This is a genomic window from Sulfitobacter sp. SBS6 (assembly GCF_048285585.1).
Taxonomy (GTDB): Bacteria; Pseudomonadota; Alphaproteobacteria; order Rhodobacterales; family Rhodobacteraceae; genus Sulfitobacter; species Sulfitobacter pontiacus.
The window spans coordinates 312,402-328,555 of record NZ_JBLWBA010000004.1 but is presented as its reverse complement, the minus strand read 5'-3'; the positions used below and the strand labels follow the sequence as shown (position 1 = coordinate 328,555).

Sequence of the window (16,154 nt, the reverse complement as noted above, 5' to 3'; positions counted from 1 at the left end):
TTTGATGGCGGCAGCCTGTGTCTTTGCCTCTGCTGCCCATGCCGATCCGTTGTTTCAGGACATCAGCGCGGGCCTGCCTGACCACCATTATACCGGCGGGTGGGAACATTTTGTCGGCGGCGGTGTGTCGGCGTTTGACTGTTCGGGCGACGGTCTGCCCGATCTGGTGGCCGCAGGCGGCACCGCGCCGCTATTGCTGCTCAAAAACGTCTCTGACACGGGGGAAATTGCCTTTGAGCGGGCTGTGATCGACCCCGAGATTACGGGCGCCACGGGGGCCTATCCTGTCGATATGAACGGTGACGGGCTGCTTGATCTATATGTCATGCGCGTCGGGCCGGACCGCGTGCTTCAGGGCGGCGCGGATTGCCAGTTCACCGATGTGACAGAGGCATGGGGCATCCCGCAAACCGATCAATGGACCACCGCCTTCACCGCCTGGTGGGAGGATGGCGCATCCTTTCCCACGCTTGCTATCGGCCATTATGTTGACCGCGCCAATCCCGACGGGCCGTTTGGCGCCTGTGATACCAACACGCTGCTCAGGCCCAAGGGCGGCACCTCGCCCCGATATACCGCGCACGCGCTGTCGCCGGGGTATTGCGCCCTGTCGATGCTTGCCGCAGAGGATGCGCGCGGGCTCAAATCGCTACGAATCTCCAATGATAGACACTATTATGTCTCCGGCGGGGCCGAACAGATGTGGGATATCTCCGAACAGCGGTTCCTGACCGAAGCGGACGGCTGGGCCAAAGTTTCGCTATGGGGGATGGGGATCGCCAGCCGTGACCTGACCGGCGACCAACGGGACGAGCTGATGCTCACCTCTATGGGGGACCAACTGATGCAGGTGGCGCAAGCCGACGGCAGCTATCGCGGCGCGCCCTATGACATCGGCACCTATGCGCAGCGCCCCTATGTGCCCGGCGATGGCCGCCCGTCTACCGGATGGCACGCCAGTTTCGCCGATGTGAACAACGATGGCCGCGCCGATCTGTTTATCGCCAAGGGCAATGTCGACCAGATGCCCGGCATGGCGATGCGCGATCCGAATAATCTGTTGATCCAAGGGGCGGATGGCCGCTTTACCGAGGTTGGTGACACCGCAGGTGTGGCCGATATCGCGCGGTCACGGGGGGCGGCACTGGCGGATTTTGATGGCGACGGGCTGCTGGATCTTGCCGTGGTGAACCGGCGTGCGCCGATGCGTATGTATCGCAATGTGACGCTCGAGGCAGGCCGCTTTGTGCGCATCGCGGTGCGGGGCGCGGGCGGCAATCGCTTTGCCGTGGGGGCGCGGGTGATCGTGACGGTGGGCGACGCCGTGCAAAGCCAGCAGATCACCCTTGGCGGCGGTCATGCGGGGGCGGTGCTGGCACCGCTGCATTTCGGCATCGGCGACGCGGCAGCAGCAACGGTGCAGGTACGCTGGCCCGACGGCACGCAAAGCGACCCCATGCGCGTGACAGCAGGCGATCGGATCACGGTCACGCAGCCCGATTGATCAGGGCGCACCGCCCACGGCCAGCCCGCTTGGCACCGTGTCAGGGATACCCAAGCGCCCCGACAGCGCCTGCGGGTCATCCAGACTGCGCAAGAAAGACACTAACGCGGCAATATCACCGGGATTCAGCCCTTTGGGCGCGCGGATCATCGCGGCTTGGGTGATGGCATCGCGGGCGGCGGGGTCGTCCATCTCGCGCCAGTCATCCCCGTCCAGCGGCGGCAGGCGCACCCCGTTTCTGTCAGCCGAGCCGGGGGCAAAGCGTTTGGCCGCGCGGGCCGGATCCATATGATCGCGCAAGAATTTCTCTATCTGGCTGTGCCCGCCCGCATGCCCCCAAGGGCCGGTCTGCATCACATTGCGCAGGGACGGCGTGCGAAAGGCATAGGCATCGGCCCCATTGCCGGTCACACCCATACGCCCCGTATCGCGGGTGTGGGTTTCAAACACGGCTGCCTTGCCGGGGCCAAGCTGCGGTGCCCCCATCGCGTGAAAACTATGGTCGGTCTGGAACGCTCCCGCGTGGCAGGTGCTACAGCCCGCCTCGCCATAAAACAGCGCCATGCCCTTTTGCGCATCGGCGTCCAGCGCGGCTGACGGATCGCGCAGATAGGCATCAAAGGCAGAGCTGTCTGACCGCCATTCATAGGCCACAAAGACGGCAATCGCGTTTGAAATATCGGTAAATCCGATGTCGTCGGGCGTGGTGATATGATCATAGACCGATTGGAACCGCCGCGCATAGTCGGGCAAGCCCGCCACCCGTCGCGCCAGAATATCCCACGCCCCGCCCTGCGCCGTGATCAGACCCTGACGCACGGCTTTGGCAACGTCATTCTCCATGTTCTGGCCGGCCATCTCGTCGGGGCTGAGCACCGGAAACATGGTTTGCGCCGACAGCAATGACGCAAAACCGTCAAGCATATCGTCGTCCAGCGGCGTGCGGAAACCGGACGGCATTTCGGCGTCAACCTCGATCCGGCCATCGTGGAACAGCACAGTGAATTCTTTTGCGCCCAGATTGAACAAGGCAGGCGAATTGCGCGGGATGCGGTGGGGCGGCATGTTGTCGGGATCCCCGCGCCGTTCCAGCCCCAGCCCGACCCCACCTTCGCCCAGACCCAGTGACACGCCATCGCTGGTGGCAAAATCAGGGTGGTGACAGGTGGCGCAGGCGATATTGCGGTTGCCCGACAGGATCGGATCGTAAAACAGCAACTGCCCGAGGATCGCCTCGTCCAGGTCAATGGGCGCAAAGCTGGCCGGATCAACGGGGTCGGGCAGCGGCCCCGAAACGCCAGGAAACGGCGCAAGACAAAGGGCGAAAGCGGTGGCGAGGGCGGTCTTCATCATCGCAGTTTTGCGGAAAAACCGCTTCGGTACAAGCGTTTGACGCGGGGCGGCCCGCAATCAAGACATGCCGAAAACCGCACAGACAAACGCAGGCGGGAAAAAATTCTTTTGCGCGCGTCAAAACCGCTTTAGGGTCTGAAACAAGGCCGGAAACATCGGTCAAATCAACGGTTGGAGACCACGAATGGGCAAAAGAGATGAATGGATCGCGAAATATGCCGACGATCTGCAAACGAAATGCGGCATGACGCCAGATATGGACCTGCTGACGAAAGTGACCATCGGTTGCGGTCCGTCGATCTATAACGCTGACGCGCAGACCATCGCCGCGTCGCAGGAAAGCGAGCTTGAGCTGGTCAAGAACAACTTCCTCATCAAAAAGCTTGGTCTCTCGGATAGCCCCGAGCTGATGGACGGTATCCACAAGGCCGTAGAGACTTACGGCAAATCCGAGCGGAACAAATACCGCGCGGTGGTCTACTATATGCTGACCAAACACTTCGGCAAAGAATCCGTTTACGCGTAAATCTGTCCCTGTCGAACTGAAAACGCCCGCTTGGTTCAGCGGGCGTTTTTATGTCTAAAACGTGTGACTAAAGCGTATAGTAGGCTCTAGGGTTTGGTGTTTCCCAAGGCGCAGATCGCGCTCCATTGCTCTGATGTGACAGGCTGGACAGACAGACGCGGGCTTTTGACCAGCGGCATATCATCGAAGCGGCCATCGGCCTTGATATCGTCCAGCGTCACCGGTTTTTCAAACGGGCGCACGGCTTTGATATCGACACATTCCCAGCGTGCGTCCTCGGTCGAGCTATCGGGATGCGCGGCGGCGCAGACCTCGACAATGCCGACAATCGCGCGCTCGCCTTGCGAATGGTAGAAGAACCCCAGATCGCCAACCGCCATCTCGCGCATGAAGTTGCGCGCCTGATAGTTCCGCACGCCGTCCCATTCCTCGCCCGCGTCCCCCTTGGCGACCTGATCCGGCCAGCCCCAGGTCGAGGGTTCGGATTTGAACAGCCAGTAGGCCACTACCCGATCACCCGGTTCCACGGGATCAGCTGCACATCGGCGAACAACCCGGCCTTGGCATAGGGGTCATTGTCGGCCCAATCCTGTGCCGCGGCTTTGTCAGCGACATCCAGAATGACCAAAGACCCGATCATATCGCCCGCATCATCCAGCAGCGGACCGGCCTGGGCAACGACGCCAGTGGATTTCAGATACTCCACATGGGCGGGGCGGTTTTCCTGACGCACGGAAAGCGCGCCAGCTTTGTCTTTGGCAATAAGGGCAACCAGCATGTTATTCTTCCTTTAAAGGGCGGGTCAAAAGCGCTTTCATCGCGCTGGCTACATCTAAGCGGTTCTCGACCAGACCTGCAACGGCGGCGGTGATCGGCAGATCCAGCCCGTTGTCATGGGCCAGCGCATCGACCGCCCGCGCGGTGGCGGCACCTTCGACGGTGGTGGCGCTGTCAAAGGGCTCCCCCCGGCCGAGGGCCAGCCCCAGCCGGTAGTTCCGCGATTGGGTCGAGGTGCAGGTCAGCGTAAGATCGCCAAAACCGGACAGGCCCGCCAAGGTCACCGGATCCGCGTGGTGATGCGCGGCAAGCCGCTGCATTTCGGCAAAGCCACGGGTCATCACGGCGGCGCGGGCGCTTTCGCCCAGACCGGCCCCGATTGCGGCACCGCAGGCGATCGCCACCACGTTTTTCAACGCGCCCCCCAGCTCCGCACCCACGGTATCAGAGGTGCGGTAAAGACGCAGGTTTGCCGTTGTTAGGCTCTGTTGTAGGGTCGCGCAGGTGGTTTTATCGGCGCAAGCAAGGGTCAGCGCCGTGGGAAGCCCCCGCGCAATATCCGCGGCAAAGCTTGGCCCCGTGAGGATCGCTGCGGTCGCATGGGGCAGCACCTCGCGGATCACGGCGACAGGGCCAAGGCCGGTGTTCAGCTCGATCCCTTTGCAACAGGCGACGATGGTCTTGCCGTCCAATGCGGCAGCGTGATCACGCAAAAACCCGCGCAGTTTTTGCATCGGAACAGCGGCGAGCAAGGTCTGCGCCTTGGCGGCCTCTGCCAGGTCCTCCGTCACGAACAGGCCTTCGGGCAGCGGGCAACCGGGCAGGCGGGCGGTGTTTTCGCGGCTTTGCCCCATGCCCTGCGCATCCCGCGCCCATAGCGTCACCGCGCCCTTACCCGCCAAAGAGATCGCCAACGCAGTGCCAAACGCACCGGCCCCCAGAACGGCAATGCTCATGCTTTCGCTCCTTTTTTGCCGCTGCCCAACATGGCGGGCTGGCGTGTGTCCAGCGGCCAACGCGGGCGGGCCGATAGGGTGAGATCATCAGGCGCGCGCAGCTGGCTTTGCTCGATCGCGGCAAAGGCGATCATCGCGGCATTATCGGTGCACAGCGACAGCGGCGGCGCGATAAAGGCGCAGTCTACGTCGGCGGCAACAGTCTCTAACCCGCGGCCTATTGCCTTGTTCGCGGCCACGCCACCCGCCACACAAAGGGTGCGCACATCAGGCGCGTGATCCAGATATTTCCGCAGGGCGCGGCGGGTCTTTTCTGCCAGTACATCGGTAACGGCAGCCTGGAAACCGGCAGCCAGATCGGCCTGATCCTGAACGCTCAACCCGCCTTTTTCGTCGATCACCTTGTCCCGCGTGCGCAGCACCGCCGTTTTCAACCCCGAAAAAGACATGTCGCAATCGGGCCGGTCCAGCAGCGGGCGTGGCAGGGCAAAGCGTTTGGGATCGCCCGCCTTGGCCGCCTGTTCAATCGCGGGGCCCCCCGGTTGCGGCAAAGAGATCAGGCGCGCCACCTTGTCAAAAGCCTCGCCCGGGGCGTCGTCGATGGTGCCGCCCAAGCGTTCAAACCGGTCCGGCCCATGCACCAGCAGGAACTGGCAATGCCCGCCGGACACCAGCAACATCAGATAGGGATAGGGCACATCATCGGTCAGCCGTGGCGTCAGCGCATGGCCCGCCAGATGGTTCACGCCATAAAGCGGCTTGCCCGTCGCGGCCGACAGCCCCTTGGCGCACATCACGCCCGACAGCACGCCGCCGATCAGCCCCGGTCCCGCGGTCACGGCGAAACCGTCAACATCCGCCAAGGTCAGCGCGGCCTCGGCCAGCGCCTTTTCGACACAAAGGTCAAGCTTTTCTGCGTGGGCGCGGGCTGCGATTTCGGGGACGACACCGCCGAAAGAGGCATGAAGCTCGGTCTGCCCCACAACGACAGAGGACAGCACGAGGGCGCGTTGCCCCGGCAGCTGACGCACCAGCGCGGCGGCGGTATCATCGCAGCTGCTTTCCAATCCAAGAAGTAACATGGCTGTTTCCGTTGCAAGGGTGACAGGGGCCAAGTAACACCTTGGGGCAGGTGGAACAATCCTTGGGGCCCAAGCGTCAGATGACAAAACCAGCGTTGATCCTGACCCGCCCTGCGCCCGCCTGCGCGGCGTTTGCGGCCAGCCTGCCGGCTGCACTGCTGTCGCGGGTGCGGGTGGTGACCAGCCCGTTGCTGCACATTCTACCGACCGCAGCACCCGTTGATCTGGGCGGCATTGGCGGGGTGATCTTTACCTCGGCCAATGGGGTGGCGCATGGCCCGAAGGGCGGCACCCTGCCGGCCTATTGTGTGGGCGAGGCGACGGCGCAGGCGGCTGCGGCCAAGGGCTGGCAGGTCGCGTTTCACGCGCCCGATGCTGCGCATTTGCTCCCGATGATCAAGGCACATCGCCCCGCAACGCCCCTGCTGCATCTGCGCGGCACGCATCAGCGCGGGGATATTGCCGAACGGTTAACGCAGGCCGGTCTGCCGACGCGCCCTGTGGTGCTTTATGACCAGCAGGCGCTGCCCCTGACGCATGACGCCCAAGCCGCGCTGGCAGATGGCCCGTCAATCGTGCCGCTGTTTTCCCCGCGCACCGCCGCGCAATTCGCCGATCAGGCATGTGAAACGCGGCGGGCTACCATCATCGCCCTCAGCCCCGCCGTGGCCGAGGCGCTGGACCGCACAGTGGTTCAGCAGATACTCATCGCCCCTGAACCAACCGCCACGTCACTGCGTTTTACGCTTGAAACTGCGGTGGATTGGAACAGGTTAGCTTGAAGGTCGACCTAGATGCCGTCTAAGGTTGTGCAATACGTCTGATATCAGGTCAGAATCGGAAAGGTTTTTAAGCGTGGCGAAAGCGAAAACACCCAGTTCAGGTGACGACACCCCGAAGACATCTTCGACATCAAGGGCGTCTGCTGCCGCCGCCAAGCCGAAGACCACAGCCAAGAAAACCGGATCGTCCACCGCGACAAAACCGGCTGGGTCAACGGCGAAGCCATCAACGGCCAAGCCCAAGCCTGCGGCCAAGACATCTGCTGCAAGCGCGGCGAGCGCTGATAAAACCGCGACAGGTAAAGCCAGCGATGACAAAGCGAGTGCCAAACCCGAAAGCGTGAAAACCACCGACACCGCACCGACCGCCGCGAAAGCAAGCGACGCCAAAGAGGCAACGACACCCGCTGTGAAAACGGGGGGCAGTGATACGGCGGCCAAGGCTGCTTCGCCCGCGACCGCCTCGACGTCTGCCAAACCCGAGACGAAGCCGAGCGACGCGAAATCCGACGCAAAGCCCGACGCGAAAGATGTAAAGCCGGACGCGGCCTCTGATAAACCGGCAACACCCGCGCCCAAGCCCGCGACGTCAACCGCATCGACCACAACGGCGAAACCGGCCACGCCGACCAAGACGCCGCCCCCCGTCACGCCCGTGGCAGAGCCTGAAAAGCGCGGTAGTGTCTTTTGGCCAATGCTGTTCGGCGGGATCATCGCGGGCGGGATCGGCTTTGCGGTGGCGGAATATGATTTGCTGGAACAGGCGGGCCTGCGCCCTGCGGACAGCTCGCAATCTAGCCTGACCGACACGATCGCCGCGCAAGAAGCACGGATCAAGGCGCTGGAAGAAACAGATCCGGCCCCCGCGCCTACCGACGATGCCCTGCAAGAGGTTCAGGCGCTGGTGGCCGAACTGGCCACCCGTGTCGATGATCTGGGCAGCCGCCCCGCGGCAGAGGCACCGGCCCCTGTCGATACGTCAGCCTTTGAAGAGGAACTGGCGGCGCTGCAATCCTCGGTCGAGACGCAGCGCGATGAAATTCAACGTCTGCTCGATAATGCGCTCAGCGTAGAGGAAGCGACGGCGCAAGCCGCACAGGCCGCGACGTTGCAATCCGCCTTGGGCCGGATCGTCTCTGCCGTCACAACCGGCCAGCCCTTCGAGGCAGAGATCGCCGATCTGAAAGCCAATGGTATTCAGGAAGTCCCGCCGGCCCTTGCCGATACGGCGGCGACGGGCGTTGTCACCGCTGCCAATCTTCAGGACCGTTTCCCCGATGCGGCACGGGCATCGCTTGCCGCGGCACGTGCGGCCTCGCCTGATGTGGACGGGGGCGGCATCGGCGGCTTCTTCAAGCAGCAGTTGGGGGCGCGGTCGGTCGCACCGCGTGACGGGGATGACCCCGACGCGATCCTGTCCCGCGCCGAAGCCGCAATGCGCGACGGGCGTCTGGCCGATGCGCTGGCAGAGGTGAAAGCCCTGCCGCCCGAAGCCCAAGAGCCCCTGTCCGAATGGCTGTCTGATGCGCAAGCGCGCCACGACGCCCAAGACGCCGTACAGACATTGACACAACGCCTGACGGCGAACTGAGGAACCTGATTTATGCTTTGGTCACTGATTAAGATCGTTGTGTTCGTTGCGGTGATTGCCGCCATCACCTGGGGCGCATCGTTCTTGCTGGAAAGCTCGGGCGGGTTGCAGGTCACCGTGATGGGCACCGAATACAGCTTTGGCCCGCTACAATCCGTCATCGCCGTGGTCCTGCTGGTTGTCGCGGTCTGGATCATGCTCAAGATCTTTGCGCTGCTGGTTGCGGTCTGGCATTTCCTGAACGGCGACGAAACCGCGCTGTCGCGCTATTTTGACCGCAACCGCGAACGCAAGGGCTACGAGGCGCTCTCCGAAGGGCTTCTGGCGCTGGCCAGCGGCGAAGGGCGTCTGGCGATGGCCAAGGCCGCAAAGGCGGATAAATACCTTGAACGTCCCGACCTGACCAATTTGCTGATCGCGCAGGCTGCGGAAATGGCGGGCGACCGTCGCAAGGCAGAAGAGACTTATCGCAAGCTGGTCACCAACGAACGCACCCGTTTTGTCGGTGTGCGCGGGATCATGAAGCAGAAGCTGGCCGAAGGCGATACGGAAACCGCGCTGAAGCTGGCCGAGAAAGCTTTTGCCATCAAACCGAAACATGCCGAAACCGGTGATGTGCTGCTGAAACTGCAGGCCGAGAAAGAAGATTGGGCCGGTGCGCGCCAAACGCTGAACACCAAGCTCAAGAACGGCCAGATGCCGCGTGATGTGCATAAACGTCGCGATGCCGTGCTCGCCCTGTCCGAGGCGAAAGACGTCATTGCCGAAGGCAACAGCATCGAAGCCCGCGAGGCCGCGATCGAGGCGAACCGCCTGTCCCCCGATCTGATCCCCGCAGCCGTGATGGCGGCACATGGTTATATCGATCAGGGCAAACCGAAATATGCGGCCCGCGTGCTGAAAAAAGCGTGGGACGTGCAGCCGCACCCCGATCTGGCCGGTGCCTTCGCCGCGATCCAGCCGGACGAGACCCCGAAAGAGCGGCTCAAGCGGTTTACCACGCTGACCCGCGTGCAGCCGGACCACCCCGAGACCAAGATGCTGCTGGCAGAGCTGAACATCGCCGCCGAAGATTTCCCGCAAGCGCGCCGGTCCTTGGGGGATCTGGTCGAAACCGACCCGACCGCGCGTTCCGTCACCTTGATGGCGGCCATCGAACGGGGCGAGGGGGCCTCTGATACCATCGTCAAAGGCTGGCTGGCACGGGCGCTGACCGTATCGCGCGGCCCTCAGTGGATTTGTGACAACTGCCAACATATCCACGCGAGCTGGAAGCCGATCTGCGAAAACTGCCACAGCTTCGATACGCTGGCGTGGAAAACCCCGCCCATGTCCGAAGTCGCCATGCCCGGCGGTGTGCAGATGCTGCCGCTGATCGTCGGCGCACTAGAGGATAACTCGGGCGCGGATGCCAAGCCGCCTGTCGCCACCCGCGCCGATATCGAGGATGCAGAGTTGATCGACGACACCCCCGCAGGCGCCGCCGATCCGGTTGAAAAACCAGCGACCCAGCCCGAGAAATAGCGCAGGGCCCAAAGGTGAACGAAAACAAAGGCCGGCACGTATTGTGTCGGCCTTTTTGCGTTGCAGCCTATGTCTAACCTGCCTTTTGGTGTCTTATCGGATGACGGGCCTGCCGCAGGGGCGTATGTCTGTGACACGACTATTGCAAAGGATATGCCCCATGCCCGCTGATGATTTTGTATTCCCCCCCGCGCCACAGGCCAGTCTGGCTGTGCAGGGCACCGACGCCCGTTTTCCCATGCGCCGCATCTTCTGCGTGGGTCGCAACTACGAGGCGCACGCCCGCGAGATGGGCAAAGATCCGACGCGTGAGGCTCCGTTCTTTTTCACCAAACCCGCCGATGCGGCGCTGGATACGCCTTGCACGATCCCCTATCCGCCCCAGACAGAGGATCTGCACCACGAGATCGAGCTGGTAATCGCCATCGGCAAAGGCGGGCGCAACATCGCGGAAGCTGACGTGATGGATCACGTCTGGGGGGCTTCGGTCGGGATCGATCTGACCCGCCGTGACCTGCAGGCAGAGGCGAAGAAAGCCGGTCGGCCATGGGATTGGGGCAAGGCCTTTGACAACTCCGCCCCGATTGCCGCGCTGAAACCCATCGCCGATGTCCCGTCTGTGGAACAGGGGCGGATCTGGCTTGCCGTGAACGGTAAGGTGCGGCAGGACGCCGATCTGGCCGATCTAATCTGGTCGGTACGCGAACATGTGGCGATCTTGTCGCAATCTATGGCGCTGGCCCCGGGGGATATCATCATGACGGGCACACCAGCCGGTGTCGCGGCCCTTGTGGAAGGGGATGTCGTGACCGGCGGCGTTGACGGGATCGCGACGCTTGAGGTGACAATAGGCCCCCGCGCCTAAGCCCCAGCATCGCCCCCGCGACAAAAGCGCCCGTTGAAATCACGGGGGCGCCCCCTAGGTTATAGGATGATTCATACATATGGGAAATCGCAATGAAACATCTCTATAGCGCTCTACTGGCCACCGTGATCGCGGTTCCGGCCCTGGCAGACAGCCATAGCATGGGTGACGCAGACGCCGGCGAAAAGCAGTTCGGCAAATGCAAAGCCTGCCACATGATCGTGGACGACGCTGGCGAAACCTTCCAGCGGGGCGGCAAGGTCGGTCCGAACCTTTACGGGATCATCGGCAAGCAGGCCGGCACCGTCGAAGACTATCGCTATGGCGATGATCTGGTCGCCGCCGGTGAAGCCGGTCTGGTCTGGGACGAAGCCAATATGGCCGAATACCTGCAGAACCCCACCGATTTCCTGCGCACCACACTGGATGACAAGAAAGCCCGTTCGAAAATGTCGTTCAGAATGCGCAAAGGCGGCGAAGATGTTGCGGCCTATCTCGCGACGTTCTCTCCCGAAGCCGAGGCCGCAGCAGACGCGCCCATGGCTGACGATGCAGAGGCCGAGAAAACCGAATAAGCGGCTCTAACCCGCCTGATTGGCCCGCGTTTCCAGATGGGAGCGCGGGCTTTTTTATGCCTTTAGCCGTTCAGATCAGACCAGCAGGGCAGCAGATCGCCCGCCGCCGGTGTCGCGTGATAGGCCGCCCGCGCAATCGCCCGCGCCAGACACAGTGACGCGGCATGGCCGATCAGCGGCAGAATGCTTTCGGCAACCTCATGCGCGCCGGTACTCAGGCCAAAGACCAGATCACCGTCATAGGGGGTATGCGCAGGCACCGTGGCTCGCCCGATCCCGTCATGGGCCGCAACGGACATCCGCTGGCATTGCGCCTTTGTCAGGGTCGCATTCGTCGCGACAATCGCGATCGTCGTATTTTCGCGCGGGGACATCGACGCCATCTTGCGGCTTTCCATCGTCATCCCCAGCCCCGTCGCCGGGTCCGGGCCCATGCCGCCGAACTCTGCATCCACCTCGAAGGGGGCGGCGTAGAAGTGACGGTCACCCGGTGTGGTGACAGCACCCACCGGATTGGCCGCGACCAATGCGCCGACCATTGTCCCATCGGGCAGTTGCAGTGACGCGGACCCAAGCCCGCCTTTCACCATCGCGCTCAGCGCGCCGGTGCCCGCGCCGATGGTGCCAAGCGTGAAATCTTCAGCCGCGGCATCATAGGCGGCACGGCCCAAGGCGCGGTAGGGGTTCTCTGCCCAGGTCTTGTCACCGCCGTTCAGCAGGTCGAACAGGATCGCCCCCGGCACCAGCGGGATCGTGGCATCGCCCAGCCGGAACCCGCGCCCTGCCGCGCGCAGCCCGTCCACCACGCCCGAACAGGCATCCAACCCGTAGGCCGACCCGCCCGACAGCACCAGCGCATCCACCGCGGCGACCGATTTATCGGGGGCGAGCAGATCCGTCTCGCGCGTGCCGGGGGCACCGCCCATCACATGGACAGAGGCGGTAAAGGGGTCATCCGCCAGCAGCACCGTCGTGCCGGATTTCAGCGCATTGTCCTGCGCGTTTCCCACCCGAAGGCCGGGCACATCGGTGATCAGGTTTCTGGGTCCGGGTTTCATAGGGCAGGGCCTTTGGTTGGTGCGGGACGCTCCGCGGGGAGTTTATTTGGCAAAATGAAGCAGGGCATCACAGATCCGGCAAACGGGGCGCGGCGGCGAGGAGTTTTTGTGTGTATGGGTGTTGCGGGCGATCAAAGACGTCGGCGGTGGCACCTTGTTCAACGATCTGCCCTGAGTTCATGACCAGCACCCGGTCCGTGACTGTGCGCACCACCGACAGATCATGGGAGATAAAGAGGTAGGTCAGGTGATAGGCGCTGCAAAGCTCTGCCAGCAGATCAAGGATCTGCGCCCGAACCGAGACGTCGAGCGCGCTCACCGCCTCGTCAAAGAGGATGAGGTCGGGGCGGATGATCAGGGCGCGGGCGATGGCAATGCGCTGGCGCTGCCCGCCTGAAAATTCGTGGATGTATTTGGTCGCATCTTCCGGCGACAGCCCCACGGCGGTCAGCGCATCGGCGATGGCATCGCTGCGGGCGCGGCCCTTGGGCGGGTCGGGCAGCAGGTGGAACGGTTCGGTGATCAGCCGGTCCACGCGGTGGCGCGGGTTGAAGCTGCCGAAGGGATCCTGGAACACCACCTGCATTTTGCGCCGCACGTCAAGATCGGGTTTGCCGCCGCTATAGACCGCTGCACCGTCCAGCGTGATATTGCCCGATTGCACCGGTTCCAGACCCAAAAGCGCCCGCGTCAGGGTCGATTTCCCGCAGCCGCTTTCACCGACGAGGCCCAGGCGTTCGCCCCGTTGCAGGGTGAAGGACACGTTATCGACAGCGCGGAAACGCCCCGGTTTGCCGAAGAGCGTCTTGCGTGGCAGGGCGTAATCGCGGCTCACGTTTTCCACCTTTAGCAGCGGTTGCGGAGGCGGGGCGGCAGGCAGGGCGACCGCATGGGTCGAGGCGGCAAACAGCATCCGCGTATAGGGGTGGCGCATGGTGTGCAGCAGGGTGTGTGTGTGCCCCTGTTCGACGATCTCTCCCTTGCGCATGACGATGATGCGGTCCGCCATATCGGCGACCACCGCCAGATCATGGGTGATTATCAGCAGCCCCATCCCGTCATCCCGCGCTAGCGATTTCAGCAGATCAAGGATCTGCGCCTGGGTCGTGACATCCAGCGCGGTGGTCGGTTCATCGGCGATCAGCAAGCGCGGCCGCAGCGCGATCGCCATCGCGATCACCACCCGTTGGCGTTGCCCGCCCGACAGCTCGTGCGGGTAACGGGACAGGGGAAAGCGGTCATTTGGCAGGCCGACCCGCTCAAGCGTCTCGGCGGCTTGGCGGGCCGCGGCGTGACGTGACACGGTTTTGTCGTGGATACGGATGGTTTCCGCCACTTGATGGCCGATGGTTTGCACCGGGTTCAGTGCCGTCATCGGTTCCTGAAACACCATGCCGATGTCATTGCCGCGGATCGCGCAGAGCTCGGATTCAGGCAGGGCCAGCAGGTCTTGATCCCCCAGCATGATATGACCGCGCGCCTGCGTCCCCTTGGGCAGCAGCTGCATCGCCGCTAGCGCGGTCATGGATTTGCCCGAGCCGCTTTCGCCGGTGACGGCCACGATCTCTCCGGCGTCGACAGAGAGGGTCACGCCCTGCAGGATATTGAACCGGTGGATCGCCACCGACAGGTTGGTGATGCTAAGCAAGCTCATATCCGGCGCACCCGCAACCGTGGGTCCAGCGCATCGCGCAGCCCGTCGCCCATCAGGTTCAGCCCCAGCACCGTCAGGATGATCGCGAACCCCGGCACCAGCGCCATATGCGGTGCGATGCTGACCATGGTCTGCGCATCTGCCAGCATCCGGCCCCAGGATGGCGTCGGCGGCTGCGCGCCCAGCCCGACATAGGACAGCCCTGCCTCGGCCAGAATGCCGAGGCTGAACTGGATCGTCCCCTGCACGATCAACAGATTGGTCACATTGGGCAGAATATGTTCGACCGAGATCCGCGCCGCCGATTTACCCGCGACCCGCGCGGCGAGGATGAACTCACGCTCCCACAGGCTGAGCGCGGCACCGCGGATGATGCGCGCAAAGACGGGAATGTTGAAGATGCCGATGGCGATAATCGCGTTCACCGCGCTGGCCCCGAAGATCGCTGTGATCAGGATTGCGATCACCAGTGAAGGGAAGGCAAAGACCAGATCGTTGCCGCGCATGATGATCTCGTCCACCAGCGACCCGCGTTTGGCTGCCGCCCACAGACCAAGCGGCACGCCAAGGCCCATGCCGATACCCACCGCCACCAGCGCCACGGCGATAGAGGTGCGTGCGCCGACCATGATCATGCTCAGGATATCGCGGCCAAAGTGATCGGTGCCCAGCAGATGCGCGCCGCCGACCCCTTGCAGCTTGTTCGGGATATCCATCGCCGTATGGGAAAACGGCGTCCAGACAAAGGATACAAGCGCGGACAGCAGAAAGACCGAGGTCAGCAGCGCGCCAAGGATCAGGTTCCGGTTCATGCGCGCGCCCTCAGACGCGGGTCAACTGCCGCATAGGCCAGATCCACAAGAAAGTTCACCACAATGACCGAGAAGACCAGCAGCATGACCACGGATTCCACCACGATCAGATCCCGCGCCGAAATGGATTGAAACACCAGCCGTCCAAGCCCCGGCAGATAGAACACCTGTTCAATGATGATCGACCCCGCCAGCAGGAACGAAAATTGCAGTCCGATGATCGTCAGCACAGGGATCAGCGCATTGCGTAACCCGTGCCGCCACAGCGCTTGTCTTTCGGTCAGCCCTTTGGCGCGGGCGCTGCGCATATAGTCTTCGCCCAAGACATCCAGCAGCGCAGACCGCATGACCCGCGCCAGAATGGCCGCCTGGGGCAGGGCCAGCGCAATGGCGGGCAGGGTCAGGGCGTGCAGCCCCGTCAGCACACCCTGATCCCAGCCGACAAAACCGCCAGCGGCGAACCAGCGCAGGTTGATGGCGAATATCAGCACAAGGATCATCGCGAACCAGAAATTGGGCACCGCGACCCCCAGTTGTGTGGCCCCCATCACCCCCATATCACCGGCTTTGCCACGCCGCGCCGCTGCATAGATCCCCGCGGGAAAGGCGATCAACGTGGACAGCCCAAGCGCGTACAGCGCCAGCGGCAGGGACACCCAAAGTCGCGCGGCGATCATCTCTGACACGGGGGTGCGGTAGGTATAGGAGGTGCCGAAATCCCCTTGCAGCAGCCCGCCGACCCAAGCCAGATAGCGCGCCGGTTTGGATGCATCGAGCCCAAGCTCACTGCGCAAAGCGGCAAGCGTTTCAGGCTGCGCATTCATCCCCAGCATAAAAGAGGCCGGGTCACCGGGGGCAACTTCGATAACGGTAAAGATCACCAGCGACGCAACAGCCAGGCTGATACAGAGCGAAAGCAAACGTTTGAGCGTGTACCGGATCATGCGGCCGAAGGTAGGCGCGCAAATCAACAGCGTCCAGCGCAGAAAAACCTTTTTAAGGCGAGCGGGTTACCCGTCGCTCTCTTTTTGGTGAACCGATTAGTTTTGGGGCAGGGGAACCAATTCGCGCTGCACGGGGTTGGGTATGCAGAAA

The 16,154-nt window shown here is 63.0% G+C and carries 17 protein-coding genes; 7 read left to right on the top strand and 10 right to left on the bottom strand.

What is annotated here, in order from left to right:
* Window positions 1-4: 4 nt before the first annotated feature.
* Entirely contained in the window at window positions 5-1,504 is a 1,500-nt protein-coding gene (locus ACNQ62_RS02805) for a CRTAC1 family protein (RefSeq protein WP_418094209.1), read from the top strand.
* Here the strand turns inward: ACNQ62_RS02805 and ACNQ62_RS02800 are convergent, their stop codons facing one another.
* Window positions 1,505-2,854 (bottom strand): cytochrome-c peroxidase, encoded by a 1,350-nt coding sequence (locus ACNQ62_RS02800; RefSeq protein WP_418094208.1) that lies wholly within the window; start codon window positions 2,852-2,854, stop codon window positions 1,505-1,507.
* A gap of 187 nt (window positions 2,855-3,041) precedes the next feature.
* On the opposite strand from ACNQ62_RS02800, the gene ACNQ62_RS02795 reads away from it, so the two are divergent.
* Window positions 3,042-3,383, top strand: coding sequence for a DUF2853 family protein (locus ACNQ62_RS02795; protein WP_005850691.1), 342 nt, complete (start codon window positions 3,042-3,044; stop codon window positions 3,381-3,383).
* 86 nt (window positions 3,384-3,469) lie between these two features.
* Here the strand turns inward: ACNQ62_RS02795 and ACNQ62_RS02790 are convergent, their stop codons facing one another.
* Genes ACNQ62_RS02790 through tsaD form a run of 4 tightly spaced genes read right to left on the bottom strand, consistent with a single transcriptional unit; the run spans window position 3,470 to window position 6,198 of the window.
* Window positions 3,470-3,889 carry an EVE domain-containing protein gene (locus tag ACNQ62_RS02790; RefSeq protein WP_005850690.1) on the bottom strand — a complete coding sequence of 140 codons (420 nt, stop codon included), beginning with the start codon at window positions 3,887-3,889 and terminating at the stop codon, window positions 3,470-3,472.
* Entirely contained in the window at window positions 3,889-4,161 is a 273-nt protein-coding gene (locus ACNQ62_RS02785; RefSeq protein ID WP_005850688.1) for a YciI family protein, read from the bottom strand. The genes ACNQ62_RS02790 and ACNQ62_RS02785 overlap by 1 nt, the downstream gene beginning before the upstream one ends.
* A 1-nt stretch (window position 4,162) precedes the next feature.
* A complete protein-coding gene (locus ACNQ62_RS02780) occupies window positions 4,163-5,116 on the bottom strand; it encodes an NAD(P)H-dependent glycerol-3-phosphate dehydrogenase (protein WP_037942477.1) in 954 nt (317 codons plus the stop codon).
* On the bottom strand, window positions 5,113-6,198 hold the full coding sequence (tsaD, locus tag ACNQ62_RS02775) for a tRNA (adenosine(37)-N6)-threonylcarbamoyltransferase complex transferase subunit TsaD (RefSeq protein ID WP_340288399.1): 1,086 nt from the start codon (window positions 6,196-6,198) through the stop codon (window positions 5,113-5,115). The genes ACNQ62_RS02780 and tsaD overlap by 4 nt, the downstream gene beginning before the upstream one ends.
* Before the next feature lie 80 nt (window positions 6,199-6,278).
* Between tsaD and ACNQ62_RS02770 the strand changes: the two genes are divergently transcribed.
* A complete protein-coding gene (locus tag ACNQ62_RS02770; RefSeq protein WP_418094151.1) occupies window positions 6,279-6,980 on the top strand; it encodes a uroporphyrinogen-III synthase in 702 nt (233 codons plus the stop codon).
* Here ACNQ62_RS02770 and ACNQ62_RS02765 read toward each other — a convergent pair.
* Window positions 6,972-7,694: a hypothetical protein gene (locus tag ACNQ62_RS02765; protein WP_418094150.1), complete on the bottom strand. Its 723-nt coding sequence runs from the start codon at window positions 7,692-7,694 to the stop codon at window positions 6,972-6,974. The two genes, ACNQ62_RS02770 and ACNQ62_RS02765, sit on opposite strands and share 9 nt — an antisense overlap.
* Between ACNQ62_RS02765 and ACNQ62_RS02760 the strand changes: the two genes are divergently transcribed.
* The 4 genes from ACNQ62_RS02760 to ACNQ62_RS02745 all read left to right on the top strand — a co-directional run bounded on the left by ACNQ62_RS02760 (window position 7,675) and on the right by ACNQ62_RS02745 (window position 11,535).
* Window positions 7,675-8,571, top strand: a complete 897-nt coding sequence (locus ACNQ62_RS02760; RefSeq protein WP_418094149.1) for a COG4223 family protein — start codon at window positions 7,675-7,677, stop codon at window positions 8,569-8,571. The genes ACNQ62_RS02765 and ACNQ62_RS02760 overlap by 20 nt on opposite strands.
* A gap of 12 nt (window positions 8,572-8,583) precedes the next feature.
* On the top strand, window positions 8,584-10,095 hold the full coding sequence (locus ACNQ62_RS02755; RefSeq protein WP_418094148.1) for a heme biosynthesis protein HemY: 1,512 nt from the start codon (window positions 8,584-8,586) through the stop codon (window positions 10,093-10,095).
* Between the two features lie 160 nt (window positions 10,096-10,255).
* The gene (locus tag ACNQ62_RS02750; protein WP_037965638.1) at window positions 10,256-10,960 is read left to right on the top strand and encodes a fumarylacetoacetate hydrolase family protein; all 705 of its coding nucleotides are present in this window, start codon (window positions 10,256-10,258) and stop codon (window positions 10,958-10,960) included.
* Between the two features lie 92 nt (window positions 10,961-11,052).
* Window positions 11,053-11,535 carry a c-type cytochrome gene (locus tag ACNQ62_RS02745; protein ID WP_005850674.1) on the top strand — a complete coding sequence of 161 codons (483 nt, stop codon included), beginning with the start codon at window positions 11,053-11,055 and terminating at the stop codon, window positions 11,533-11,535.
* Window positions 11,536-11,597: 62 nt separating this feature from the next.
* On the opposite strand, the gene ACNQ62_RS02740 is transcribed toward ACNQ62_RS02745, so the two are convergent.
* The 4 genes from ACNQ62_RS02740 to ACNQ62_RS02725 all read right to left on the bottom strand — a co-directional run bounded on the left by ACNQ62_RS02740 (window position 11,598) and on the right by ACNQ62_RS02725 (window position 16,003).
* Window positions 11,598-12,593: a P1 family peptidase gene (locus ACNQ62_RS02740; RefSeq protein ID WP_418094147.1), complete on the bottom strand. Its 996-nt coding sequence runs from the start codon at window positions 12,591-12,593 to the stop codon at window positions 11,598-11,600.
* Window positions 12,594-12,660: 67 nt separating this feature from the next.
* Entirely contained in the window at window positions 12,661-14,247 is a 1,587-nt protein-coding gene (locus ACNQ62_RS02735; RefSeq protein WP_418094146.1) for an ABC transporter ATP-binding protein, read from the bottom strand.
* Complete coding sequence (locus tag ACNQ62_RS02730; RefSeq protein ID WP_418094145.1) at window positions 14,244-15,059, bottom strand: ABC transporter permease; 816 nt, start codon at window positions 15,057-15,059, stop codon at window positions 14,244-14,246. Before ACNQ62_RS02730 ends, ACNQ62_RS02735 begins: the two co-directional genes overlap by 4 nt.
* Window positions 15,056-16,003: an ABC transporter permease gene (locus tag ACNQ62_RS02725; RefSeq protein WP_037965886.1), complete on the bottom strand. Its 948-nt coding sequence runs from the start codon at window positions 16,001-16,003 to the stop codon at window positions 15,056-15,058. Before ACNQ62_RS02725 ends, ACNQ62_RS02730 begins: the two co-directional genes overlap by 4 nt.
* Between the last annotated feature and the right edge of the window lie 151 nt (window positions 16,004-16,154).

Bases quoted from the DNA above. Each gene is read 5' to 3' on its own strand.
- ACNQ62_RS02805 (WP_418094209.1), top strand. From the start codon at position 5: ATGGCGGCAGCCTGTGTCTTTGCCTCTGCTGCCCATGCCGATCCGTTG.
- ACNQ62_RS02800 (WP_418094208.1), bottom strand. From the start codon at position 2,854: ATGAAGACCGCCCTCGCCACCGCTTTCGCCCTTTGTCTTGCGCCGTTT.
- ACNQ62_RS02795 (WP_005850691.1), top strand. From the start codon at position 3,042: ATGGGCAAAAGAGATGAATGGATCGCGAAATATGCCGACGATCTGCAA.
- ACNQ62_RS02785 (WP_005850688.1), bottom strand. From the start codon at position 4,161: ATGCTGGTTGCCCTTATTGCCAAAGACAAAGCTGGCGCGCTTTCCGTG.
- ACNQ62_RS02780 (WP_037942477.1), bottom strand. From the start codon at position 5,116: ATGAGCATTGCCGTTCTGGGGGCCGGTGCGTTTGGCACTGCGTTGGCG.
- tsaD (WP_340288399.1), bottom strand. From the start codon at position 6,198: ATGTTACTTCTTGGATTGGAAAGCAGCTGCGATGATACCGCCGCCGCG.
- ACNQ62_RS02770 (WP_418094151.1), top strand. From the start codon at position 6,279: ATGACAAAACCAGCGTTGATCCTGACCCGCCCTGCGCCCGCCTGCGCG.
- ACNQ62_RS02760 (WP_418094149.1), top strand. From the start codon at position 7,675: ATGCTGTTCGGCGGGATCATCGCGGGCGGGATCGGCTTTGCGGTGGCG.
- ACNQ62_RS02765 (WP_418094150.1), bottom strand. From the start codon at position 7,694: ATGATCCCGCCGAACAGCATTGGCCAAAAGACACTACCGCGCTTTTCA.
- ACNQ62_RS02755 (WP_418094148.1), top strand. From the start codon at position 8,584: ATGCTTTGGTCACTGATTAAGATCGTTGTGTTCGTTGCGGTGATTGCC.
- ACNQ62_RS02750 (WP_037965638.1), top strand. From the start codon at position 10,256: ATGCCCGCTGATGATTTTGTATTCCCCCCCGCGCCACAGGCCAGTCTG.
- ACNQ62_RS02745 (WP_005850674.1), top strand. From the start codon at position 11,053: ATGAAACATCTCTATAGCGCTCTACTGGCCACCGTGATCGCGGTTCCG.
- ACNQ62_RS02740 (WP_418094147.1), bottom strand. From the start codon at position 12,593: ATGAAACCCGGACCCAGAAACCTGATCACCGATGTGCCCGGCCTTCGG.
- ACNQ62_RS02735 (WP_418094146.1), bottom strand. From the start codon at position 14,247: ATGAGCTTGCTTAGCATCACCAACCTGTCGGTGGCGATCCACCGGTTC.
- ACNQ62_RS02730 (WP_418094145.1), bottom strand. From the start codon at position 15,059: ATGAACCGGAACCTGATCCTTGGCGCGCTGCTGACCTCGGTCTTTCTG.
- ACNQ62_RS02725 (WP_037965886.1), bottom strand. From the start codon at position 16,003: ATGATCCGGTACACGCTCAAACGTTTGCTTTCGCTCTGTATCAGCCTG.